Source organism: Microbacterium sp. CFBP 8794 (genome assembly GCF_014841235.1).
In the GTDB taxonomy this organism is placed as follows: Bacteria; Actinomycetota; Actinomycetes; order Actinomycetales; family Microbacteriaceae; genus Microbacterium.
This window is the reverse complement of sequence record NZ_JACYTT010000002.1, coordinates 360,979-383,639: the sequence shown is the minus strand read 5'-3', so window position 1 is coordinate 383,639 and position 22,661 is coordinate 360,979. Positions and strand designations below refer to the sequence as shown.

At 70.9% G+C, this 22,661-nt stretch carries 19 protein-coding genes and 1 tRNA gene; 13 read left to right on the top strand and 7 right to left on the bottom strand.

Annotated elements, in window-relative coordinates; translation table 11 throughout:
- Positions 1 to 49 precede the first annotated feature (49 nt).
- Positions 50 to 1,414, top strand: coding sequence for an MFS transporter (locus tag IFU19_RS05620; RefSeq protein ID WP_055836964.1), 1,365 nt, complete (start codon positions 50 to 52; stop codon positions 1,412 to 1,414).
- Between the two features lie 154 nt (positions 1,415 to 1,568).
- Here IFU19_RS05620 and IFU19_RS05615 read toward each other — a convergent pair.
- The 5 genes from IFU19_RS05615 to IFU19_RS05595 form a co-directional block, all read right to left on the bottom strand.
- Positions 1,569 to 1,641, bottom strand: a tRNA-Ala gene (locus IFU19_RS05615).
- 42 nt (positions 1,642 to 1,683) lie between these two features.
- On the bottom strand, positions 1,684 to 2,592 hold the full coding sequence (locus IFU19_RS05610) for a 3-methyladenine DNA glycosylase (RefSeq protein ID WP_192013154.1): 909 nt from the start codon (positions 2,590 to 2,592) through the stop codon (positions 1,684 to 1,686).
- Positions 2,589 to 3,299, bottom strand: coding sequence for an SOS response-associated peptidase (locus IFU19_RS05605; RefSeq protein ID WP_191915022.1), 711 nt, complete (start codon positions 3,297 to 3,299; stop codon positions 2,589 to 2,591). The genes IFU19_RS05610 and IFU19_RS05605 overlap by 4 nt, the downstream gene beginning before the upstream one ends.
- 178 nt (positions 3,300 to 3,477) lie before the next feature.
- Positions 3,478 to 4,509: an App1 family protein gene (locus tag IFU19_RS05600; protein WP_055836972.1), complete on the bottom strand. Its 1,032-nt coding sequence runs from the start codon at positions 4,507 to 4,509 to the stop codon at positions 3,478 to 3,480.
- Positions 4,510 to 4,514: 5 nt separating this feature from the next.
- A complete protein-coding gene (locus IFU19_RS05595; protein WP_055836975.1) occupies positions 4,515 to 5,195 on the bottom strand; it encodes a DedA family protein in 681 nt (226 codons plus the stop codon).
- A 41-nt stretch (positions 5,196 to 5,236) separates the two neighbouring features.
- On the opposite strand from IFU19_RS05595, the gene IFU19_RS05590 reads away from it, so the two are divergent.
- The 5 genes from IFU19_RS05590 to holA all read left to right on the top strand — a co-directional run bounded on the left by IFU19_RS05590 (position 5,237) and on the right by holA (position 13,540).
- Entirely contained in the window at positions 5,237 to 6,487 is a 1,251-nt protein-coding gene (locus tag IFU19_RS05590) for a chorismate-binding protein (protein ID WP_191915023.1), read from the top strand.
- A gap of 67 nt (positions 6,488 to 6,554) precedes the next feature.
- Positions 6,555 to 9,128 carry a leucine--tRNA ligase gene (leuS, locus tag IFU19_RS05585; RefSeq protein ID WP_192013153.1) on the top strand — a complete coding sequence of 858 codons (2,574 nt, stop codon included), beginning with the start codon at positions 6,555 to 6,557 and terminating at the stop codon, positions 9,126 to 9,128.
- A 226-nt stretch (positions 9,129 to 9,354) separates the two neighbouring features.
- Complete coding sequence (locus tag IFU19_RS16575) at positions 9,355 to 9,996, top strand: helix-hairpin-helix domain-containing protein (RefSeq protein WP_342030233.1); 642 nt, start codon at positions 9,355 to 9,357, stop codon at positions 9,994 to 9,996.
- 44 nt (positions 9,997 to 10,040) lie between these two features.
- Positions 10,041 to 12,341, top strand: coding sequence for a ComEC/Rec2 family competence protein (locus IFU19_RS05575; protein ID WP_342343377.1), 2,301 nt, complete (start codon positions 10,041 to 10,043; stop codon positions 12,339 to 12,341).
- Between the two features lie 161 nt (positions 12,342 to 12,502).
- On the top strand, positions 12,503 to 13,540 hold the full coding sequence (holA, locus tag IFU19_RS05570) for a DNA polymerase III subunit delta (RefSeq protein WP_192013151.1): 1,038 nt from the start codon (positions 12,503 to 12,505) through the stop codon (positions 13,538 to 13,540).
- A gap of 440 nt (positions 13,541 to 13,980) precedes the next feature.
- Here holA and rpsT read toward each other — a convergent pair whose 3' ends face one another.
- Together rpsT and IFU19_RS05560 are read right to left on the bottom strand one after the other, a co-directional pair.
- Positions 13,981 to 14,241 (bottom strand): 30S ribosomal protein S20, encoded by a 261-nt coding sequence (rpsT, locus tag IFU19_RS05565; protein WP_055836993.1) that lies wholly within the window; start codon positions 14,239 to 14,241, stop codon positions 13,981 to 13,983.
- Between the two features lie 117 nt (positions 14,242 to 14,358).
- Positions 14,359 to 15,081 (bottom strand): alpha/beta fold hydrolase, encoded by a 723-nt coding sequence (locus tag IFU19_RS05560; RefSeq protein ID WP_191915027.1) that lies wholly within the window; start codon positions 15,079 to 15,081, stop codon positions 14,359 to 14,361.
- 173 nt (positions 15,082 to 15,254) lie between these two features.
- Between IFU19_RS05560 and lepA the strand changes: the two genes are divergently transcribed.
- The 7 genes from lepA to IFU19_RS05525 all read left to right on the top strand — a co-directional run bounded on the left by lepA (position 15,255) and on the right by IFU19_RS05525 (position 22,637).
- On the top strand, positions 15,255 to 17,099 hold the full coding sequence (gene lepA, locus IFU19_RS05555) for a translation elongation factor 4 (protein ID WP_055837006.1): 1,845 nt from the start codon (positions 15,255 to 15,257) through the stop codon (positions 17,097 to 17,099).
- A 22-nt stretch (positions 17,100 to 17,121) separates the two neighbouring features.
- The gene (locus IFU19_RS05550) at positions 17,122 to 17,766 is read left to right on the top strand and encodes a DUF1990 family protein (RefSeq protein WP_055939964.1); all 645 of its coding nucleotides are present in this window, start codon (positions 17,122 to 17,124) and stop codon (positions 17,764 to 17,766) included.
- Positions 17,766 to 18,983 carry a radical SAM family heme chaperone HemW gene (hemW, locus tag IFU19_RS05545; RefSeq protein WP_192013150.1) on the top strand — a complete coding sequence of 406 codons (1,218 nt, stop codon included), beginning with the start codon at positions 17,766 to 17,768 and terminating at the stop codon, positions 18,981 to 18,983. Before IFU19_RS05550 ends, hemW begins: the two co-directional genes overlap by 1 nt.
- 140 nt (positions 18,984 to 19,123) lie before the next feature.
- Positions 19,124 to 20,164: a heat-inducible transcriptional repressor HrcA gene (gene hrcA, locus IFU19_RS05540; protein ID WP_192013149.1), complete on the top strand. Its 1,041-nt coding sequence runs from the start codon at positions 19,124 to 19,126 to the stop codon at positions 20,162 to 20,164.
- 49 nt (positions 20,165 to 20,213) lie between these two features.
- Positions 20,214 to 21,341, top strand: a complete 1,128-nt coding sequence (gene dnaJ, locus IFU19_RS05535; protein ID WP_055939967.1) for a molecular chaperone DnaJ — start codon at positions 20,214 to 20,216, stop codon at positions 21,339 to 21,341.
- 2 nt (positions 21,342 to 21,343) lie between these two features.
- Positions 21,344 to 22,078 (top strand): 16S rRNA (uracil(1498)-N(3))-methyltransferase, encoded by a 735-nt coding sequence (locus tag IFU19_RS05530; RefSeq protein WP_191915030.1) that lies wholly within the window; start codon positions 21,344 to 21,346, stop codon positions 22,076 to 22,078.
- 211 nt (positions 22,079 to 22,289) lie between these two features.
- On the top strand, positions 22,290 to 22,637 hold the full coding sequence (locus IFU19_RS05525) for an HIT domain-containing protein (protein WP_070407930.1): 348 nt from the start codon (positions 22,290 to 22,292) through the stop codon (positions 22,635 to 22,637).
- The last annotated feature ends 24 nt before the right edge of the window (positions 22,638 to 22,661 follow it).

Genomic DNA, 22,661 nt, shown 5'->3' with positions numbered 1-22,661 from the left:
TTCGACGGCGTACGAGACGAGAACCGTCCATCGACCGATCGGATTACCCATGTCAACGACGACGACGATCCCCACGAGCCTGCGACGCTCGATATCGAACACGCTGAAAGGCTCGGCCGGCAACCTGGTCGAGTGGTACGACGTCTACGTCTACTCGGTGTTCGCGGTGTACTTCGAGTCGCAGTTCTTCGACTCCGACGACAAGAACTCCTCCCTCTACGTGTGGGCGATCTTCGCCGTCACCTTCCTCATGCGTCCGATCGGATCGTGGTTCTTCGGCCGCTTCGCCGACCGCCACGGACGCCGCCTGTCTCTCACCGTGTCGGTGTCGCTGATGGCGTTCTGCTCGCTCGTCATCGCCCTCGCCCCGACGGCCGAGGCGATCGGCGCCGGAGCCGTCGTCATCCTGGTCTTCGCCCGCCTGGTGCAGGGCTTCGCCACCGGCGGCGAGTACGGCACGAGCGCGACGTACATGTCCGAGGCCGCCATGCCCGGTCGTCGTGGCTTCCTGTCGTCGTTCCACTACGTCACGCTCGTCGGTGGGCATGTGCTCGCCCAGACGACCCTGCTCGTCATGGTGCTCACCCTCGACGACGAGGCCATCTCGGCGTGGGGCTGGCGCGTTGCCTTCGCCATCGGCGGGGTCGCCGCGGTGGCGGTGTTCTGGATGCGCCGCACCATGGACGAGTCGCTCGAGCAGAGCGTCATCACCGACAACAAGTCGGGCCGTTCGAAGGAGTCCGGCTCGATGCGCGACCTGCTCGTCAACAACTGGCGTCCGCTGCTGCTCTGCTTCGCCGTCACCGCGGGCGGGACCGTCGCCTTCTACACCTACTCGGTCACCGGACCGAACATCGTCAAGACCGCCTTCTCGGGCGGCGACGTCGTGGCCGGCACGATCATCAACCTGGTCGCCCTGACCGCACTCATGCTCATGCAGCCCATCGGCGGCTGGCTCTCCGACAAGGTCGGCCGCAAGTCGCTCCTGGTGTTCTTCGGCGTCGGCGGCGTGCTCTACACGTGGTTCCTGATCACGATGCTCCCGCAGCAGACGAACGAGTTCGCGGCGTTCGCGATCCTGCTCGGAGGCTTCATCATCCTCACCGGGTACACCTCGATCAACGCGCTGGTGAAGGCCCAGCTGTTCCCGACCCACGTGCGGGCGCTCGGCGTGGGCCTCGGCTACGCGCTGGCGAACTCGCTGTTCGGCGGCACGGCCCCCCTGCTGTACGCCGGGGCGCAGAGCGCCGAGCAGGTGCCCGTGTTCATCGTCTACGTCACGGTCATCATTGCGGCCTCGCTCGCGGTGTACATCTTCGCCCTGCGCAACAAGGCCCCGAACTGGCTCGACGATGAGCTCCTCATGCGCGAGGCCCAGCAGGCCAAGACGCGCGTGCCGGTCTCGTCGCGCTGAGTCGTCTCACCGGATGCCCCTTCCCACGCGGGAGGGGCATCCGCCGTGTGGCGGAGAGCCGGGAACGGATGCCGTGAGCCCGCCGACGCGACCGGGATCCGCCACCGACCGGAACGACGAAAGCCCCCGCCGAAGCGGAGGCTTTCTCTCTGGGTGGACCTGAGGGGACTCGAACCCCTGACCCCCTGCATGCCATGCAGGTGCGCTACCAGCTGCGCCACAGGCCCGGATATTTTGTTTTCCGCCCCCTTCGAGGCAACTCCATGAGCTTACAACACAGATCGCGGGCGTAAGAAATCGGCGCGGCCGGGCGTGTCGTCGGTGCCCGTGACCGCGCGGATGACGTCGCGCCGCAGACCCTGACCACGCTCGCTCAGGCTCCTCTGACGGGCCACGTATTCGGCCTTGCCCTCGGCCGTTTCGATGGGGACGGGCACGTAGCCCCAGCCGCGCAGGTCGTAGGGCGAGGCCTGCATGTCGAGGGTGCGGATGTCGCGGGCGAGCTCGAACGCCGCGAGCAGCAGGGCGCCGGGAACGAGAGGACCGAGCTTGACGGCCCACTTGTACACGTCCATGCCCGCGTGCAGACAACCGGGCTGCTCGCGCTCGGCCTGGTCGTCGCGGGAGAGGGGCGTACGGTTCAGCGGCACCGCATCGGGCGTGAAGAAGCGGAACGCGTCGAAGTGCGTGCAGCGCAGGTCGTGGGCGTCGACCACCGCGTCGGTGCCGTCGCGGCCGAGCCGCAGGGGCACCGCGTGCCGCACCTCGTCGGCGCGGTAGGCCATGGCCCACTCGTGCAGCCCGAAGCAGCCGAACTGCGCCGGTCGGTCGGCGGTGGCCCGCAGCAGCGAGACGATGCCGCGATACAGGGATCCGCGCTCGGTGCGGAAGCTCTCGGCATCCACTCGCACGCCGTCACGGTCGCTGCGGTACCAGCGCCAGGCGGCGCGCTCGTCGGCGTCGGCGAGCACGACGTCGATGCCGGGGTGCCAGCGCCGCAGGATCGCCGGCTTGTACGAGTAATAGGTGAACAGGAAGTCTTCGACCGGGTGCTTCTCGGCCCGACTCGCCCGCGCGCGATGGTCGGCGGTCAGCGCGTCGGCGCGTGCGGCGTGCGCATCGGCGAGAACGCTCCACTCGGCGCGCGAGAGCGTCGTCGTGTCGAGGACGGTGCTCACTCGACGGCGTCGATCAGCGCGGGGGAGTCGTTGCGCACATTGCCGACGTCGGACGACACGACGTGGTCGTCGAGCGTCTCGGCGACGTCGGGTGCCGCGTCGATCGCGGCGTCGAGCACGTCGCCGACGTTCTCGGTGGTCGGGTCGAGCCAGGCGTCGGCGAAATCGGGGTCGAGGAACAGCGGCATGCGGTCGTGGATCGATCCGAGGCGGCCGATGGCGTCGCGGGTGAGGATCGTGCAGCTGAGCACCCACCGGGCGGGGTCGTCGTCGGCGAGCGAGGGGTCTTTCCACCACTCGTACAGCCCGGCGAAGAACAGCGGTGAACCGTCGGCCGGGTGGATGTAGTGAGGGGTCTTGCCCTCGTCGGTGGTCTTCCACTCGTAGTACCCGGATGCCGGGATCACCGCGCGCCGCTTGATGAGCGCGGTGCGGAACATCGGCTTGTCTTCGACCTCTTCGGCGCGGGCGTTGAACGCGCGGGCGCCGATCTTGACGTCTTTGGCCCACCCGGGCACGAGCCCCCAGCGCGCGACCTCGAGGCGTCGGACGGGGGGTTCGCTCTTGATCGAGTCGAGCACGATGCCCACGCGCGACGTGGGAGCGATGTTGTACGACGGCGGGGGCAGCTCGTCGGCCTCGACGTCGACGCGCAGCACCCCCACGAGCTGGGAGGCCACGTTGGCTACGACGAAACGACCGCACATGCTTCCACCGTACGCGCCCCCTCCGACATCGAGCCGTGTGCGGCCTCCGGAGCTGACGGCCTTCGCCCCGCGTGCGTGCGTGTGGTCAGCGATGCGCGCATCCTCAGCCCCAACGGCCCGGATGCCACGGAGGTTGTCCGCATCGCGGAGGCTACGACCAGCGTCGCCCCGCCCGCGCTCAGCCCTCTCGCGAGATGACCCCGGCATCCTGCAGTCGCTCGAGCAGGCCCGCGCCGTCGGACTCGCTCACCCACGGCACCTCGGCGGCCGAGTGATCGTCGACCACGGTGCGCCCACCGGCCAGCACGGCCTCGGCGGGCAGCAGCCGGCGGATGGCGACGGCGGCGACGCTCCGCGGATTCTCGATGGCGAAGCCGGTGTAGATGGCGTCGTCGTGCTGACCGTCGTCACCGACGAGCAGCCACTTCACCTGGGGGAACTCCCGCGCGAGACGGCGGAGGTTCTGCTCCTTGTGGTCGCGACCGCTGCGGAACCAGCGGTCGTGCGTGGGACCCCAGTCGGTGAGCAGGAACGAGCCCGCCGGGAACAGGTGCCGACGCATGAAGCGGGTCAGTGTGGGGGCGACGTTCCAGGCACCGGTCGACAGGTAGATGACCGGCGTACCGGGGTTTTCCCGCGTCAGCCGCTCGAGCATGACCGCCATCCCCGGAACGGGCTGGCGGGCGTGTTCGTCGAGCACGAAGGAGTTCCAGGCCGCGAGAAGCGGACGCGGAAGGGCGGTGACCATGACGGTGTCGTCGATGTCGCTCACGACGCCGAAGCGCACGTCGGAGCCGACGATGAACACGCGGGTCTCGGTGGGCTCGCTGCCCTCGACCGACATGGTGATGTCCTGCCAGCCGGGCGCGAGCGTCGCGGGGAGCTTGGCGTCGATCACTCCGCCACGGTCGGCGGTGACCTCGTGCGTCACCCCGTCGATGACGATGTCGACGCGCGCCATCCCCACCGGAACGGCGGCGAACGCACGCCAGCCGCGCAGGCTCGCGGACTCTCCGGTCGAGGTGCGCTTGATCGGCGGGGCGATCAGCACGCGACCGAGCACGCGCACCCACTCCTCGGTTCCATAGCCCGGAAAGCCGGTGACCACGGGACGCAGGTGGCGGGCGCGCGCCCGACGTTCGCGCCAGCGGTGGAACCGGCGCTCGAGTCGGGCGAACCAGAGCACTTTGGCGCGAGAGGAGCGAGACATTCCGCTCAGTCTTTCACGTCGCCGTCCGCTGGTCCGAGGGAAGTCGTCTCCTCGGCCAGATGGCGACGTTCCGCGCGCTCGATCAGCTTCTTGGCGACGAAGACCAGCACGAGGAACACCACGAGGATGCCGACGAAGAGGTAGCCGGCGTAGTGCAACTGATCGGCGAGCTCGCGGTAGGTGCCCGCGGCGGTGGCCGCGACCGTGATGTACAGCCCGGCCCAGATCAGGCACGCGGGGGTCGTCCAGGCCAGGAACCGGCGGTAGCTGTACCCGCTCATCCCCACCGTCAACGGCACGAGCGAGTGCAGCACGGGGAGGAAACGAGAGAGGAAGATCGCCGGTCCGCCGCGTCGGCGGAGATACCGGTCGGCGCGATCCCAGTTGCGTTCGCCGAGCTTCTGGCCCAGCCGCGAGGCACGGATGCGGGGGCCGAAGTACCGGCCCAGCCAGAAGCCGAGGCTCTCGCCGATCAGCGCGCCCAGGACGACGGCTGCGCCCAGCAGCACTCCTTCGAGGGGAGACGCGATAGCGGTGCCCGCCACGATGACCATGGTGTCGCCGGGAACGATCAGACCGACCAGCACGCTCGTCTCGAGCACCATCGCGACACCGGCGACGATCGTGCGCAGCACGGGGTCGACGTTCTGAACGACGTCGAGCAGCCACGTGAGGATCTCGTTCACCCCGTCACCCTATGGCCGTCGGCCACGCCTAGCCTGGGAGCGTGCCGCACTCCTCCGCTCCGGTCGCCCTCCCCGCGTGGGTCGACCCCGAGGCGGTGTTCCTGCACCTTCTCGCCGACGCCGATCACGCGTTCTGGCTCGATGCCGGGGTCGACGCGTCGACCGGGTGGAGCTGGATGGGAACGGGCGTTCCCGACTCGTCGTCGGCGCCGATGGATCAGGATGCCACCTCGCCCGGCCGCGCCCCCGGATCACCCGGAGAGGAAGCCGGGGCGTTCCGCGGGGGATGGGTCGGCTGGCTCACGTACGAGGGTGACCCGGTCTGGCTGCGGGTGGAGACGTTCCTCGCGTTCGACCACGCCGCACGGCGCGTGTGGGCGTTCGGCGACGCCGAGATCGCCCGGCGCGCCGCCGAGGCCCCCGTGCCGCCGCCGGTGCCCGTCGCGGAGCGTCGGGGTGCGGCATCCGGTCGCGTGACACCCACCCGCTACGCGGAACTCATCGAGGCCTGCCGCGCGCGCATCCGCGAGGGCGACGCCTACCAGCTGTGCCTCACCACGCGGTTCACCGTGCCCGGAGCCGTCGACCCCGTGGCGGTGTTCCGGCGCCTCCGCCGCGCCTCGACCTCGCACCACGCCGGCTTCGTGCGCTCCGGCGACACGGCGCTGGCGAGCGCGTCGCCCGAGCGCTTCCTCGAGGTGCGCGGCGGGGCCGTGCACACCCACCCCATCAAGGGCACGCGTCCGCGCTCGACCGACCCGGTGCGCGACGCCGCCCTGGCCGACGCCCTGCGGACGGATGCCAAGGAGCGCGCCGAGAACGTCATGATCGTCGACCTCATGCGCAACGACCTGTCGCGGGTGTGCGAGCCGTCGACCGTCGGCGTCGACCGTCTGCTCGAAGTCGAGAGCTACCCGCACGTGCACCAGCTCGTCAGCGAGGTGTCGGGGCGCCTGCTCCCCGGCACACGCGTCGGTGCGCTGCTCGAGGCGACCTTTCCGGCGGGCAGCATGACGGGCGCCCCCAAGCAGTCGGCGATGCAGATCCTCGCCGGCCTCGAAGAAGCCCCGCGCGGCGTCTACTCCGGCGCCTTCGGGTGGATCGGCGACGACGGCGCGGCCGATCTCGCCATGGTCATCCGCAGTGTCGTCGTCGACGCGGATGCCGCCTGGGTCGGCGCCGGCGGGGGGATCACGTGGCGTTCGGTCGCGGCATCCGAAGTCGCCGAGGTGGGGATCAAGGCGCGAGCGCCCCTCGCCGCCCTCGGCGCCGAGGTACCGCCCGGGTGGTGACGTCCGGGTCCGATAGCCTGGACGCTGGCCCCCGCGGCCTCCCCGACCTTCACGATTGGCTTCACCCGTGTCTCAGAATTCCGCACCCGACCCCCGCGAGGGTGGCTTCGACATCCACGCCATCCAGGCGAAGTGGCAGCGAGCGTGGGCCGACAAAGATCCCTTCCGCGCCGGCGGCGACGATGACACGCGCCCCCGCAAGTACGTGCTGGCGATGTTCCCGTACCCCTCGGGCGACCTGCACATGGGTCACGCCGAGAACTACCTCTACTCCGACATCGTCGCGCGCTTCTGGCGTCACCGCGGCTACAACGTGCTCAACCCGATCGGGTGGGACTCGTTCGGCCTGCCGGCCGAGAACGCCGCCATCAAGCGCGGTGCCGACCCGGTCGAGTGGACCTACGCGAACATCGCGCAGCAGAAGGAGAGCCTGAAGGACTACGGCGTCTCGTTCGACTGGAGCCGGGTGCTGCACACCAGCGACCCCGAGTACTACCGGTGGAACCAGTGGCTGTTCCAGAAGCTCTACGACAAGGGCCTCGCCTACCGCAAGGACGCCCTCGTCAACTGGGACCCGGTGGATCAGACCGTGCTCGCCAACGAGCAGGTGCTGCCCGACGGCACCAGCGAGCGCAGCGGTGCCGTCGTGGTCAAGAAGAAGCTGACGCAGTGGTTCCTGCGCATCACCGACTACGCCGACCGCCTGCTCGACGACCTGAACCAGCTCGAGGGCTTCTGGCCGAGCAAGGTCATCCAGATGCAGCGCAACTGGATCGGACGCTCGATCGGCGCCGACATCGAGTTCGAGATCGAGGGCCGCGCCGAGAAGATCACCGTCTTCTCGACCCGCCCCGACACGCTGCACGGTGCGACGTTCTTCGTCGTGGCGCCCGAGTCCGACCTCGCGGCCGAGCTCGCGGCATCCGCGGATCAGGGCGTGCGCGAGAGCTTCGAGGCGTACCTCGCCCAGGTGCAGCGTGCGACCGACATCGAGCGCCAGGCCACCGACCGGCCGAAGACCGGCGTGTTCCTCGGGCATCACGCGATCAACCCCGTCAACGGCGAGAAGCTGCCGATCTGGTCCGCCGACTACGTGCTCGCCGACTACGGTCACGGTGCCGTCATGGCCGTGCCCGCGCACGACCAGCGCGACCTCGACTTCGCGCGCGCCTTCGACCTGCCCGTGCGGGTCGTCGTCGACACCCTCGCACCCGTCACCGGGGCGATCCCCGTCATCGAGCTCGACGATGACGGCGTGCCGATCGACCCGCTGGGCGACCTCGACGAGACCGACCCGGTGAAGACCGGCATCGCCCTCACCGGAGATGGCCGCATGGTCAACTCGGGTTCGCTGAACGGCCTGTCCAAGCGCCACGCCATCGCCCGCATGATCGAGGAGCTCGAGGCGAAGGGCGTCGGCCGTGCCGCCAAGACGTACCGCCTGCGCGACTGGCTCATCTCGCGCCAGCGCTACTGGGGCACGCCCATCCCCATGCTGCACGGCGAAGACGGCTCGATCACGCCGGTCCCCGCCGACCAGCTGCCGGTCACCCTGCCGTCGGTGGAGGGCCTCGACCTCAAGCCCAAGGGCACCTCGCCGCTGGGGGCCGCGACCGAATGGGTCGAGGTCACCGACCCCGAGACCGGCCAGACGCTGCTGCGCGACCCCGACACGATGGACACCTTCGTCGACAGCTCGTGGTACTACCTGCGCTTCCTGTCGCCGAACAGCGACACCGAGGCGTTCTCGGCTCGCGAGGCCAACAAGTGGGGCCCCGTCGACTTCTACATCGGCGGCGTCGAGCACGCCATCCTGCACCTGCTGTACGCGCGGTTCATCACCAAGGCGCTGTTCGACATGGGCCTGGTGGAGTTCACCGAGCCGTTCTCGAGCCTCATCAACCAGGGCATGGTCATTCTCGACGGCACCAAGATGTCGAAGAGCAAGGGCAACCTGGTCTTGTTCCAGGAAGAGCTCGACGCGCACGGTGCCGACGCCCTGCGCGTGGCGCTGGCCTTCGCCGGCCCGGTCGAAGACGACAAGGACTGGAACGACGTCTCGACCACCGGAGCGGCGAAGTTCCTCGCCCGCGCCCTGCGCATCGCGCACGACGTCGACAGCGACACCGACGTGGTGTGGGCCGAAGGCGACCCCTCGCTCCGCCGCGTCACGCACCGCCTGCTGGCCGAGGCGCCGAACCTCGTCGAGCAGACGAAGTTCAACGTCGTCGTCGCCCGCCTGATGGAGCTGGTCAACGCCACCCGCAAGGCGATCGACGGAAAGGCCGGCGCGAGCGACCCCGCCGTGCGCGAGGCGGCCGAGGTCATCGCGATGACCCTCGACCTGTTCGCCCCGCACACCGCCGAAGAGATGTGGCAGACGCTCGGCTACACCGGCTTCGTGGGGCTCGCGACCTGGCGCCAGGCCGACCCGACGCTGCTGGTCGAAGACACCGTCACCGCCGTCGTGCAGATCGACGGCAAGGTGCGCGCCACGCTCGAGGTGTCGGCCAAGATCGGCGGCGACGAGCTCGAAGCCCTCGCCCGCGGCGACGAGCGCGTGCTCCGCGCGCTCGGTGAGCGCGAGATCGTGCGCGCGGTCGTGCGTCCGCCGAAGGTGGTCAGCTTCTCGACGAAGTAGGTTCTGGTTCCGGATGCCACGTCCCCGGCGCTCCACGGAGCGCGGGGGCGTGGCATCCGTCGTTCCGACCCGACCGTTGATCCGCCGGCGGCGACCTCGGGCCGCCGTTCGCGTTCGTCAGGGCGGGCGAGATGCCGCTCCTCCCCAGGAGGGCTTCTCGCGCGAGCGTTCACCGATCGCCGTCGGAGGGGCACGGGCGGGCGGGGGCGCTGCCTACTGTCGCGGTGTGACCGAGAACGTCGTCGTCCCCGCCGAGGCCCACCCGCCCCTCCCGGGCGAGCATCTTCCGGCGCGGACGCGGCTGGGGATCGGGGCGGTCGTCGTGCTGGTGCTGCTGGCGTTCGCCGTCACGATCGGGATCGGCATGCTGCGGGGTGCGACCGGGACCGAGGTCGTCGAGCCCGCCGTGTCGGCGTCACCCCCCTCGGCCGCCGTCCCGCAGGTCGGTGTCTACGTGCACGTGGCGGGCGCGGTGCGCGAGGCCGGGCTCTACCGGCTCGAGGTCGGCGACCGTGTCGCCGATGCGGTCGCGCGCGCGGGCGGCTTCGCCGAAGACGCCGCACGAGACGGGGTGAATCTCGCGCGGCCCGTCGCGGACGGCGAGCAGATCGTCGTCCCGGTGGCAGGAGCCGACGTCGGCGCCGGGGGAGCCGCTCCGGCCTCGGGAGCCTCGGACGGCGTCGTCGATCTGAACACGGCGACGCGCGAGCAGCTCGACACGCTCCCGCGGATCGGCCCCGCTCTGGCCGACCGCATCATCGCGTGGCGCGACGAGAACGGCCGCTTCACCAGCGTCGACGACCTGTCGTCGATACCGGGGTTCGGCGACAAGATGATCGAGGCCCTGCGCGACCTGGTGCGGGTGTGAGCGAGCGGCGTGCGCTGCGGAGACGGGCACTCCGGCCGATCTCGGTGGCCGTCTCCACCTGGGGCTTCGCGGGGCTCGCCACCGGGCTCCCCGACGCCCGCGTCCTGGCTCTCGTCCTCGCCGCGGGGGCGGGTCTCACCGCCCTCGCCTTTCTGGGCAGACGGCACGCGGTCCTCGCCGTCGCCACCATCGCCGTCGCCTGCGCCGCGGCATCCGTGTCGAGCGTGGCTTTCGTGGACGCCGTACGCGAGCAGGTCGACGCTTTGCAGGTGGAGGGCGGCCGGCAGCTCGTGCTCGAGCTCACGGTGACCGGACGCATAGACGGCGCCCCGGACGGCGGGGCGTGGTTCGACGCCGTCGCCACGGAGGTCCGCGCCGGGAGCGTGCAGCTCTCGGGAGACATCCCGGCCCGCATCGGAGTGGATGCCGAGGGGCGCCGGGTCCTCGCCGAGGCCGCGATGGGCAGCGAGGTAGAGGTCGTCGGTCGGGCTCTGCCCGCCGAGCCGGGGGAGCGGGCGGTGCTCGTCGTCCGGGCCGAGGAGGTCGCGAGAGCGGCACCGCCGAGCGGGGTCTGGGGATGGTTGGAGGGGCTCCGCAGCCGCCTCGTCGCGTCGACCGAGGGACTCCCGCAGCCTGGTGCCGGCCTCGTGCCGGGCCTCGCGGTGGGCGACACCTCTAGCCTCGACGCGGCGACCGAGACCGCGATGACGGTCTCGTCGCTCTCGCACCTCACGGCCGTGTCGGGGGCCAACTGCGTCATCGTGGTCGGGGCGGCCTTCGCCCTGCTCGCCCTCTGCCGCGCACCACGGGGAGCACGTATCGTCGGGGCGCTGCTCGTGCTCGCCGGCTTCGTCGCGCTGGTCACCCCCGAACCCAGCGTCGTGCGTGCCGCGGCGATGGCATCGGTGGCACTCCTTGCCCTGGCCCTGGGCAGACCGGCGGTCGGGATCGCCGTGCTGTCGCTGGCGACGACCGTGCTGCTGATCCTCGACCCCTGGCTCTCGCGGTCCATCGGCTTCGCGCTCTCGGCCGCGGCCACCGCCGCCCTGCTCGTCCTCGCGCGGCCCCTCGCCGCCGGTCTCGAGCGCTGGATGCCGCGGGCTCTGGCGCTCGCGATCGCCGTGCCGGCCTCGGCGCAGCTCGTCTGCGGCCCGCTGATCGTGCTGATCGATCCGCACGTGCCGCTCCTGGGCATCGTCGCGAACCTCCTCGCCGATCCGGCGGCCGCCCCCGCCACCATCGCGGGCGCTCTCGCCGCCATTGCCCCGTTCCCCTGGCTGCAAGACGGACTCACCGCCCTGGCGTGGATCCCCGCCTCGTGGATCGCCGCTGTCGCGCACACGACCGCGGGCATCTCGGCGCAGAACATTCCGTGGCCCGACGGCCTGCTCGGCGCCGGGCTGCTCGGGCTTGTCGGCGCCGCCGTGTTCGTCGCGGTCGTCCGCCCCCGCCGTCTGCCCCGCACCGCAGCCCTCGCCGCCGTGGCTTCCGCCGTCAGTCTCGGCCTGATGCTCGGTCAATCGGCCGTCCGCACGTTCGCGGGGCCGCTCACCGTCCCCGCGGCGTGGCAGGTGGTCATGTGCGACGTGGGGCAGGGCGATGCCACGCTCTGGCGATCCGGAGCGGCCATCGCGCTCGTCGACACCGGGCCCGACCCGGCGGCGCTCACCGGCTGCCTCGAGAAGTTCGGGGTGGAGCGCCTCGACCTCGTCGTGCTGACCCATTTCGACCTCGACCACGTCGGTGGCTCGCCGGCGGTGCTCGGGCGCACCGACCTCGTCCTCCACGGCCCGACCGACGGGGGCGCCGACCAGCGGCTGCTCGAGCGCTTCGCCGCCGCGGGTGCCTCGCTCACGCAGGCGACGGCCGGGATGACCGGCACGCTGGGCGCCACGCGCTGGCAGGCTCTGCACCCACCGCCGCGAGCGGAGCCGGGCAATGACGCCAGCGTCGCCCTCGACGTCGCCGGCCCCGGCTTCCCCCGCACGGAGATGCTCGGCGATCTGGGCGAGGACGCGCAGGAATCCCTGCTCCGACGCGCCGACGTGACGCCGGTGCAGGTCGTCAAAGTCGCGCACCACGGCAGCGCCGACCAGGACGCCGACCTCTACCGGCGACTCCACGCGGAGATCGGACTGATCGGCGTCGGTGCCGACAACCGCTACGGCCATCCCACGGCATCCCTCCTGTCGATCCTCGAGAGCGAAGGCACGAGCGTGGGTCGCACGGACCGAGACGGAGCCCTCGCCGTGTGGATCGACGAGCAGGGCCGCCTGTCGCTCTGGCGCGAGAACGGTCCCGCTGTCGACGGCGTTCCGAGCCCGACATCGTCTGCGCCCCGGTAGCCGTGCGTGCGCCGGTTCAGGTCGCGTCGGTGTCTCGCCGCACCGGGAAAGGAACGCCGCGGCGAGCCACCGCGGGGCGACGCCCGTTGCCGCGCCGTCGTGGGGCTTCCGCGCCTCCGCACCGCGGCTCCGATGTCGGACCCGGTCGGTAGGCTGGGGGAGTGACCCCGGCACCCCGACGCTCCGCCCCCGCGAAGACCAAGTCGGCCATTCCCCAGGTGTCCTGGCGCACCCCGCAGCCCGCGCCCGTCGTGCTGATCTCCGGTCCCGAAGAGGTGTGCGCCGAGCGCGCGACCGCCGGCATCCGGGCACTTCTCAAGAGCGAAGACCCGAGCCTCGAGGTCACCGACATCCGCGCCGACGATTACGCCGCGGGCACCTTGCTCGGCGTCACGTCTCCCTCGCTGTTCGGCGAGCCCCGCCTGGTCCGCGTGAGCGGCGTCGAGAAGTGCAGCGACACGTTTCTCAGCGAAGCCGTGTCGTACCTCTCGCAGACGCAAGAGGGCGCCACCGTCATCCTGCGCCACACCGGGGCGAGCGTGCGCGGCAAGAAGCTCCTCGACGCCATCCGTGCCGGGCAGGGCGCCGGCATCGAGATCCCGTGTGCGGCGGTGAAGCGCGACTCCGACCGCTTCGACTTCGCCGTGGGCGAGTTCAAGGCCGCGCACAAGCGCATCGCCCCCGTCGCCCTCCGCTCCCTGGTCTCGGCGTTCGCCGACGACCTCACCGAGCTCGCCGCCGCGTGCCAGCAGCTCATCGCCGACGTCCCCGGCGATATCGACGAGCGCATCGTCGAGCGGTACTACGGCGGGCGGGTCGAAACCTCGGCGTTCACGGTCGCCGACACCGCCATCGCCGGGCACTACGGCCCCGCCATGTTGGCGCTGCGGCACGCGCTGGCATCCGGAGCCGACCCCGTGCCCCTCGTCGCCGCGGTCGCCATGAAGCTCCGCACCATGGCCCGGGTCGCCGGAACCCGTGAGTCCTCGTCGGCGGCCGCTCAACGCCTCGGCATGAAGGATTGGCAGGTCGACCGTGCGCGGCGCGAGCTGGTCGGGTGGACCGGCAACACCCTCGGCATGGCGATCCACGCCACCGCCCGCGCCGACGCCGAGGTGAAGGGCGCGTCGCGCGACGCGGTCTTCGCGCTCGAGCGAATGATCACGATCATCGCCACCCGCGCACCGTACGGCGGCTGACCGCGCACGGTCGTCTCGCCGGCCTTGGGCTCGCAGGGCAGATCCGTGAGCAGGGGAGGGCGTGGGCTGAGCGGAGGACCGGATCGAGGCCGCGCGTCCTCCGCTCGCCCCTGCCCCTCCGCTCGCCACGGTTCGTCGGCCCACGAGCTCCAGCGGACGGGGACGCCCGCACCTCCTGGCATCCACGCGACGAGGCACGCGCGAGCTCACACCTGCTGCGCGGCGCAGATCCGTGACCAGGGGAGGGCCCGGGCTCAACGGAGGACCGGATCGAGGCCGCGCGTCCTCCGCTCGCCCCCATCCCTCCGCTCGCCACGCCTCATCGGCCCCCGCGCAGTCCACAGCACCCACCCCGACGCCCCCTACGCTTTCGCGCCCTACCCCGGAAACGACGAAGCCCGCCCCGCATGATGCGGGACGGGCTGTCGAAAAGGTGCGACTCAGAGAGCGGCGACCGACTTCGCGATGGCCGACTTGCGGTTCGCGGCCTGGTTCTGGTGGATGACACCCTTGCTCACGGCCTTGTCGAGCTTCTTGGTCGCGGTGGCGAGCGCCTTGAGAGCGCCTTCCTTGTCACCGGCCAGCACAGCCTGCTTGGTGCGACGCACGTGCGTCTTCAGCTCGCTCTTGACGGCCTTGTTGCGCTCGTGCGCCTTGTCGTTGGTCTTGTTGCGCTTGATCTGCGACTTGATATTCGCCACGTCGACGGTCTTTCGTTTGAAGTGAATATGGAAGAGCCGGGCGAGCGGTAGAGGGACGCTGCACCGGCATCGTGGAGGTCGGGAAAAACCCCACACGCAAGCCAAGGACCAACTCTATCAGGTCGACGCCTCGACGGTGGTGAGCGCCACGTCGACCAGCGCGTTGAACACGCGGGGCCGCATCGCCGTCACCAGGTGCGTGGTGCGGGGGACGACGATGAGCTCGGCCTCACGCGCCACCGACACGAACAGCTTCTCGTTGGCGCGCAGTTGGTCCCACTGCCCGTTGATGAACCACAGCGGAACCTCGATGCGGCACAGCGACGCCAGAAGGTCGAGCACCGACAGGCTCGCCAGGGCGGTGTCCTGCGCCTCGAAGGCGTATCCGCCCGCACCGAAGTCGGGCCGCGTCTCGGGCGGGAGCGTGCGGTCGAGCACGCGGTTGGTGAGCCCGAGCCCGCGGTCGGGCAGGCTGTCGAAGCGCCGCGCGAGAAAGCGGTAGGCCGCGAGGCCCACACCCCGCGGGATCGAGGTGCACGATGCGGCGATGAACGCCGCGACCGGCGGCGGGTCCTCGCGCCCCACGTACTCGATGCACAGCAACCCACCCATCGAATGGCCCACGAGCAGCACGGGGCCGCGGGTCGCGGCATCCTGCACCGCCCGGTCGATCGTGGCGAACGCCTCGTCGAGAGTGAACTCCTCGCCGCGGCGGGTGCCGTGTCCGGGCAGGTCGACGGCGACGGCCGGGTTGCCGCGCTCCTCGAGGTGGGCGAGCTGCGCGCGCCACATCGTCGCCGAGGTGCGGATACCGTGCACGAACACGACCTGGACCGTCATGGCATCCAGGGTAGAAGCCGTTCGCTGCCGACCGGCTGTGCGTCGCGTCCCCCACGCGCCGCACGTTCCCGCGCGTGGAACGGGTGATCTCGACCCGTGGGGGACCCCCGGATGCCGGACCCCGGGCATACGCGGACGGCGATGTCGGCGCGCCACCGTAGAATCGACGGAACATGTCACCGCGCGCCCTGAAGCCCCTCGAGCCGTCTGCCACTCCGCCGGAGCAGATCCGCAACTTCTGCATCATCGCTCACATCGACCACGGCAAGTCGACGTTGGCCGACCGCATGCTGCAGATCACCGGCGTCGTCAGCGACCGCGATATGCGGGCGCAGTACCTCGACCGCATGGACATCGAGCGTGAGCGCGGCATCACGATCAAGTCGCAGGCGGTGCGGATGCCGTGGGCCACCGCCGACGGCACGTTCGCCCTCAACATGATCGACACGCCCGGCCACGTCGACTTCACGTACGAGGTCAGCCGCTCGCTTGCCGCGTGCGAGGGAGCGATCCTGCTCGTGGATGCGGCGCAGGGCATCGAGGCGCAGACGCTGGCCAACCTCTATCTCGCACTCGAGAACGATCTGACGATCATCCCCGTGCTGAACAAGATCGACCTGCCGGCCGCCGACCCCGAGAAGTACGCGGCCGAGCTCGCCGGCCTCATCGGCGGCAAGCCCGAAGACGTGCTGCGCGTCAGCGGCAAGACCGGCATGGGCGTCGAGGAGCTGCTCGACCTCATCGTCGACAAGATTCCCGCCCCGGTCGGCAAGCCCGACGCCCCGGCGCGCGCCATGATCTTCGACTCCGTCTACGACGCCTACCGCGGCGTGGTCACCTACGTGCGCATGATCGACGGCTCGCTGCAGCCGCGCGAGCGCATCCAGATGATGTCGACCACCGCGACGCACGAGCTGCTCGAGATCGGTGTGTCGAGCCCCGAGCCCGTGCCCACGCGCGGTCTCGGCGTCGGCGAGGTCGGCTACCTCATCACCGGTGTGAAAGACGTGCGCCAGTCGAAGGTCGGCGACACGATCACGACGCACCGCAAGCCCGCCACCCAGGCGCTGCCCGGGTACACCGATCCGAAGCCCATGGTCTTCTCGGGTATCTACCCCATCGACGGCAGCGACTACGCCGAGCTGCGCGAAGCCCTCGACAAACTCAAGCTGTCCGATGCGTCGCTGCAGTACGAGCCCGAGACCTCGGTCGCGCTGGGCTTCGGCTTCCGCGCCGGGTTCCTCGGCCTGCTGCACCTCGAGATCATCACCGAGCGCCTTTCGCGGGAGTTCGGTCTCGACCTCATCACCACCGCCCCGTCGGTGACCTATGAGGTCACCACCGACACGGGCGACACCGTCTCGGTCACCAACCCCAGCGAGTACCCCGACGGTCGCGTCGCCTCGGTCTCGGAGCCGATCGTCAAGGTCGGCATCCTGCTGCCCAAGGACTACGTCGGCACCGTGATGGAGCTCTGCCAGTCGCGCCGCGGAACGCTCCTGGGCATGGACTACCTCAGCGAGGACCGCGTCGAGCTGCGGTACCACATGCCCCTCGGCGAGATCGTGTTCGACTTCTTCGACCACCTCAAGTCGCGCACGCAGGGCTACGCGAGCCTCGACTACGAACCCGCCGGTCAGCAGACCGCCGACCTCGTGAAGGTCGACATCCTGCTGCAGGGCGACAAGGTCGACGCGTTCAGCTCGATCGTGCACCGCGAGAAGGCCTACGCCTACGGCACGCTCATGGCCGAGCGCCTGCGCAAACTCATCCCGCGCCAGCAGTTCGAGGTGCCCATCCAGGCCGCGATCGGCGCCCGCATCATCGCGCGCGAGACGATCCGCGCCATCCGCAAGGACGTCCTCGCGAAGTGCTACGGCGGTGACATCACCCGAAAGCGCAAGCTGCTCGAGAAGCAGAAAGAGGGCAAGAAGCGCATGAAGATGGTGGGCCGCGTCGAGGTGCCGCAGGAAGCCTTCATCGCCGCCCTCTCGGGCGACGTCGAGGCCAAGAAGTAACGACCGATTCGAGAGGAAGATCATGCGCCGGCAGAACTTCACCGACGACACGGTCGACTACGCGGCGGTGGGCGCCACTCAGGCCCCCGACCTCATGCAGTATCCGCCCGAGCGTTCCGTGCCCGCCGAAGATGCGTGGCGTATCGGCAGCGGCGAAGAGCGCTTCGTCGCCGCGGGCGAGTTGCTGCTCGCGTGGGCGCCGCTGCGCAGCGAAGAGCTGAGCATCACCGACGTGCGTCCCGCGTCGGGCGCCGGCTACGCGGGCGTCGGCTTCGACGCCGAGGGCGCTCCCGTCGCCCCCAGCCGCCTCGAGGCCGAGCAGCGCTTCGCCGCCGACGGCACCCCGTTCGTCAGCCCCGGAACGGGCGTGCGCCTGCACGGCAAGGTCGATGGCCACCGCGCCGACGCCGAGCTGCGGGTCATCTCGGTGTTCGAGGAGCCGCGCCGCGTCGGATTCATCCTCGGCACGGTCGGACACTCCATCGTGAGCGGCGAAGAGTTGTTCTCGCTCGAGTGGCGCGACAACGACGAGGTCTGGTTCGTCGTGCGCGCGTTCGACCGCCCCACCGCGCCGTCCTACAAGCTCCTCACCAGCCGCGTGCGTCGTCGCCGCAAGGCGCTGTTCACGCGGTACCTGCGCGCGATCTCGCCGCTGTACACGTCCTGATGGGCGGACCGCTTCCCCTCGGAGACCCCGCGCCCACCGACGGTCGTCTGCCCGACGACCTGACCATCGACCCGTCGGTCGACTTCGGGGTCTACCTGCACGTGCCGTTCTGCCGCGTGCGCTGCGGCTACTGCGACTTCAACACCTACACGGCCAGCGAACTGCGCGGCGCGCGGCAAGACGACTTCGCCGACACGCTCGCCGCCGAGGTGCGCCTGGCGGGCGGGGTGATGGATGCCACGGGTGGCCGCCGCACGGCATCCACGGTCTTCTTCGGCGGGGGTACGCCGACGCTTCTGCCTCCCGGCGATCTGGCCCGCATGCTCGACGCCGTGCGCGCGGAGTTCGGCATCGCCGAGGGGGCCGAGGTCACCGTCGAGGCCAATCCCGACACCGTCGACGACGCCGTGGTCGAGACACTGGCCGCGGCGGGCGTCACGCGCGTGTCGATCGGCATGCAGTCGGCCCGCCCGCACGTGCTCGCCGCCCTCGACCGCACCCACGACCCCGCGAACGTCTCGACCGCCGTCGCCGCGGCCCGCCGCGCCGGGCTCGACGTGTCGCTCGACCTCATCTACGGCGCACCGGGGGAGTCGCTCGACGACTGGCGGGCGTCTCTCGAGGCCGCCGTCTCGCTCGCTCCCGATCACATCTCGGCCTACGCGCTCATCGTCGAAGACGGCACGAAGCTCGCCCGCCAGATCCGCTCGGGCGCGGTCGCGGAGCCGTCCGACGACCTGCAGGCCGACATGTACGAGCTGGCCGACGAGATGCTCGCCGACGCCGGGTACGACTGGTACGAGGTGTCGAACTGGTCGCGCGGCGTCGCCCACCGTTCGCGGCACAACCTCGCCTATTGGCGCGGCACGGACTGGTGGGGGTTCGGACCGGGCGCCCACAGCCACGTCGCGGGGCTGCGCTGGTGGAACGTCAAGCACCCGGCCGCCTATGCCCAGCGCCTCGCGGCGAACGAGTCGCCGGCCGCCGCGCGCGAGCGCCCCGACGAGACCGCCCGACGACTCGAGTCGGTGCTGCTGCGTAGCCGCATCCGTGAGGGTCTCGCCGTCGGCGAGCTGCACGGCGAGGGCCGCAAGGCCGTGGCGTCGCTCATCGCCGACGGGCTCATCGAGGGGGCGGATGCCATCCGGGGCCGCATCGTCCTGACCCGCCGCGGACGCCTGCTGGCGGACGCCGTGGTGCGAGCCCTCACGGTCTGATCCGCGCCGTCGCATCCCGCGGCGGGACCGCACGCACGCGCGGAGGATCTGGCATCCGCGAGCCCCCGACGGGGCAGGCCGTCGATCGGCGTAGAATTGGCACTCAGTCAAGTCGAGTGCCAGACGGGGAGGAGCAGCGCATGGTGTCGGAACGCGGCCTCCAAGTGCTCCGCGCGATCGTGCAGGACTACGTCGACACGCGTGAACCCGTCGGCAGCAAAGCGATCGTCGACCGGCACGCGTTCGGTGTGTCGGCGGCGACCATCCGCAACGACATGGCGCTGCTCGAAGACGAAGACCTCATCGTCGCCCCCCACACCTCGTCGGGCCGCGTGCCCACCGACAAGGGCTACCGCGTGTTCGTCGATCACCTCGCCGAACTGCGCCCGCTCTCGGGAGCGCAGCGCAGCGCGATCACCTCGTTCCTCGACGAGGCGGGCGATCTCGACGACCTGCTCGCCCGTACGGTGCGTGCCCTGACGCAGCTGACCGGCCAGGTCGCGATCGTGCAGTACCCGTCGTTCGCGCGCGCCAACCTCTCGCACGTGGAGCTCGTGGCTCTCGGCGGTCCCCGCGTGCTCGTCATCCTCGTCACCGACACCGGCCGCGTCTCGCAGCGGATCGCGCTCGTCCCGGCCGAGCCGGCCGAGGCCGACATCGTGCAGCTGCGCGCGCGTGTGGGCGCGGTGCTGGTCGGGCGCTCCGTCGCCGACTGCGCTCAGCAGGTCTCCGCGGTCGTCGCCGACGGACCCCGCCCCGGCATCGCCCTCGACGCCGTCGCCGACGCCGTGTTCCGCGTCGTCGGCGAGGAGCTCGAGGAGTTCCGTCAGGATCGCCTCGTCATGGCTGGGGCGGCGACCCTCGCCAAGCGCGAGTCCGACTTCCGCGGCAGCATCTACCCGCTCCTCGAAGCCATCGAGGAGCAGGTGACCCTGCTGCGGCTCATGACCGAGATGGTCGCCGACGAGAAGGGCTTGTCGGCCAGCATCGGCCGCGAGAACGAACCCTTCGGACTCATCGAGGCCTCGGTGCTCGCCAGCCGGTACGACGGCTCGACGGGCGGTGCCCGCGTGGGCCTGCTCGGCCCCACCCGCATGGACTACTCCTCCAACCTCGCGGCGGTTCGCGCCGTCGCGCACTATCTGACCCGGATGCTCGAAGACGACGACAGCGCGCGCTGACGAGCACCCCACCGAGAACGACCCCGCACCCGCGGACAGGAAGGCGATTGTGGCTGACCACTACGAGGTCCTCGGCGTCGAACGAGACGCCAGCGCCGACGAGATCAAGAAGGCGTACCGCCGTCTCGCTCGTCAGTTGCACCCCGACGTGAACCCCGGTGACGACGCGTCCGAACGCTTCAAGCTGGTCACGCACGCGTACGACGTGCTCAGCGACCCCGAGCAGCGTCGCCGCTACGACATGGGCGGCGACCAGAACCCCTTCGGCGGGGGCGGGGGAGCGGCCGGCTTCGGCGGCTTCAGCGACATCTTCGAGACGTTCTTCGGCGGTGCCCAGGGCGGCGGAGGCGGGCGTGGACCGCGTCCGCGTTCGCGTCGCGAGCGCGGGCAGGACGCCCTCGTGCGCGTCACGCTCGATCTCGGCGACGTCGTCTTCGGCACGCACCGCGACCTCGACGTCGACACCGCCGTCCTGTGCGAGACCTGCCAGGGAGCCTGCACGCAGCCCGGCACGAGCGAAGTCACCTGCGACATCTGCCACGGCTCCGGTCACGTGCAGCGCACGGTGCGCAGCCTGCTCGGCAACGTCGTCACCAGCCAGCCCTGCAACGTGTGCCACGGACACGGCACGACCATCCCCTACCCCTGCGGCACCTGCCAGGGGCAAGGGCGCGTACGCGCCCGCCGTACCGTGTCGGTCGACATCCCCGCCGGCGTCGAGTCGGGCCTGCGCCTGCAGCTTCCCGGTTCGGGTGAGGTCGGCCCCGCCGGCGGCCCCAACGGCGACCTGTACCTCGAGATCACCGTCGACGCGCACGAGGCTTTCAGCCGCGAGGGCGACGACCTGCTCGCCACCCTTGAGGTGTCGATGCCGGATGCCATCCTCGGCACCACCACGACGATCGACGCCCTCGATGGAGCCGTCGAGCTCGAGGTGCGCCCGGGCGTGCAGTCGGGCGACGTGCTCACCATCAAGGGCCGCGGCATCACGCCGCTGCGCGGAAGCCAGCGCGGCGACCTGAAGGTCGGCGTGCACGTCGTGACGCCCACGCGCCTCGACCACAAGGAACGCGCCCTCATCGAGGAGTTCGCCAAGCGCACGAAGGCCCCCCAGCCGCGCCTGGCCGAGCACCAGCAGGGCATGTTCTCGAAGTTCCGCGACCGCTTCCGGCACTGACCGTGGCGCTGCACTTCGTCACCGACGAGGCGGCATCCGCTCAGCCAGGGGATGCCGTCACGCTCACCGGAGCAGAGGCGCACCACGCCGCGGCCGTCCGCCGCGTGCGCGTCGACGAGGCGGTCACCCTGGGCGACGGGCGCGGGGCATGGCTGGAAGGTTTCGTTACGGCCGCGACGCCCAAGCAGGTCGACGTGCGGGTGACGGGCCGTGAGCAGCATCCGGCCCCGTCGCCGCGCTTCGTGCTCGTGCAGGCGCTCGCCAAGGGCGACCGTGACGAGCTCGCGGTGCAGGCGGCGACCGAACTCGGCGTCGACGCGATCGTTCCCTGGCAGGCGGCGCGGAGCGTCTCGCGCTGGGATGCCAAGGCCGACAAGGGTCTGGCCCGCTGGCGCACCATCGTGCGCGAGGCCGCGAAGCAGGCGCACCGCGCGTGGATCCCCGACGTCGAGGGCGTCGCCCGCACGGCCGACCTCGTGCGCCGCGCCGGCACCGACCTGGTGCTGGTGCTCGAGCCCTCGGCATCCGATCGCCTCACCGCGGTCGCCGTCGAAGCCTCGGACGGTCGCGACGTGGTGCTGGTGGTCGGGCCCGAGGGCGGGATCGCCCCCGAGGAGCTCTCCGCGCTCGAAGGCGCCGGTGCGCGGCTCGTGCGCCTGGGCGACACGGTGCTGCGCACCTCGACCGCGGGGGCGGCGGCGATCTCGGTGCTCTCGGCGGCGCACGGGCGCTGGTGACCTCCCGCCGCGTTCCGATCCTCCCGTCCGGGGCGCGAAACGTCCCGCCCCGCCCGTCCGGGGCGCGGAATGTGCACCGGGGCGCACAACAACCGCCCCGGTGCACGGTTCACGCCCCGTCCACAAGTCGCGCGGCTCGACGCACCACCTCGCCCGTCGAGCCCGCACCCCCCCGACCTGCGTGTCGGAGCCCGTCACTAGACTGGATGCCATGAGCGAACCGTCGATCTTCACGCGCATCCTGCAGGGCGAGATCCCCGCCGAGATCGTCGCCGAGACCGAGAACGCCTTCGCGATCCGCGACATCGCCCCGCAAGCGCCGGTGCACCTGCTCGTCATCCCCAAGACGCAGCAGTACCGCAACGTCGTCGAGCTGGCGGCGGGCGACCCCGACCTGCTCACCGAGGTCGTGGGGCTCGCGAACAGCGTCGCCGCCGAGCATGCCGACGGCGACTTCCGGCTGATCTTCAACACCGGCGAGGGCGCCGGCCAAACCGTCTTCCATGTGCACGCCCACGTCCTCGCGGGTGGCCTGAACGAAAAGAGCGTGGGTGTCTGACTCCGCCGAAGAATCCGTCGTCGA

Excerpts from the sequence above, each read along its gene's own strand:
- hrcA (WP_192013149.1), top strand. The coding sequence starts at position 19,124 with ATGGTGTCGGAACGCGGCCTCCAAGTGCTCCGCGCGATCGTGCAGGAC.
- IFU19_RS05605 (WP_191915022.1), bottom strand. The coding sequence starts at position 3,299 with ATGTGCGGTCGTTTCGTCGTAGCCAACGTGGCCTCCCAGCTCGTGGGG.
- IFU19_RS05560 (WP_191915027.1), bottom strand. The coding sequence starts at position 15,081 with ATGACGGTCCAGGTCGTGTTCGTGCACGGTATCCGCACCTCGGCGACG.
- IFU19_RS05550 (WP_055939964.1), top strand. The coding sequence starts at position 17,122 with ATGCGCCGGCAGAACTTCACCGACGACACGGTCGACTACGCGGCGGTG.
- IFU19_RS05620 (WP_055836964.1), top strand. The coding sequence starts at position 50 with ATGTCAACGACGACGACGATCCCCACGAGCCTGCGACGCTCGATATCG.
- IFU19_RS05525 (WP_070407930.1), top strand. The coding sequence starts at position 22,290 with ATGAGCGAACCGTCGATCTTCACGCGCATCCTGCAGGGCGAGATCCCC.
- hemW (WP_192013150.1), top strand. The coding sequence starts at position 17,766 with ATGGGCGGACCGCTTCCCCTCGGAGACCCCGCGCCCACCGACGGTCGT.
- lepA (WP_055837006.1), top strand. The coding sequence starts at position 15,255 with ATGTCACCGCGCGCCCTGAAGCCCCTCGAGCCGTCTGCCACTCCGCCG.
- IFU19_RS05600 (WP_055836972.1), bottom strand. The coding sequence starts at position 4,509 with ATGTCTCGCTCCTCTCGCGCCAAAGTGCTCTGGTTCGCCCGACTCGAG.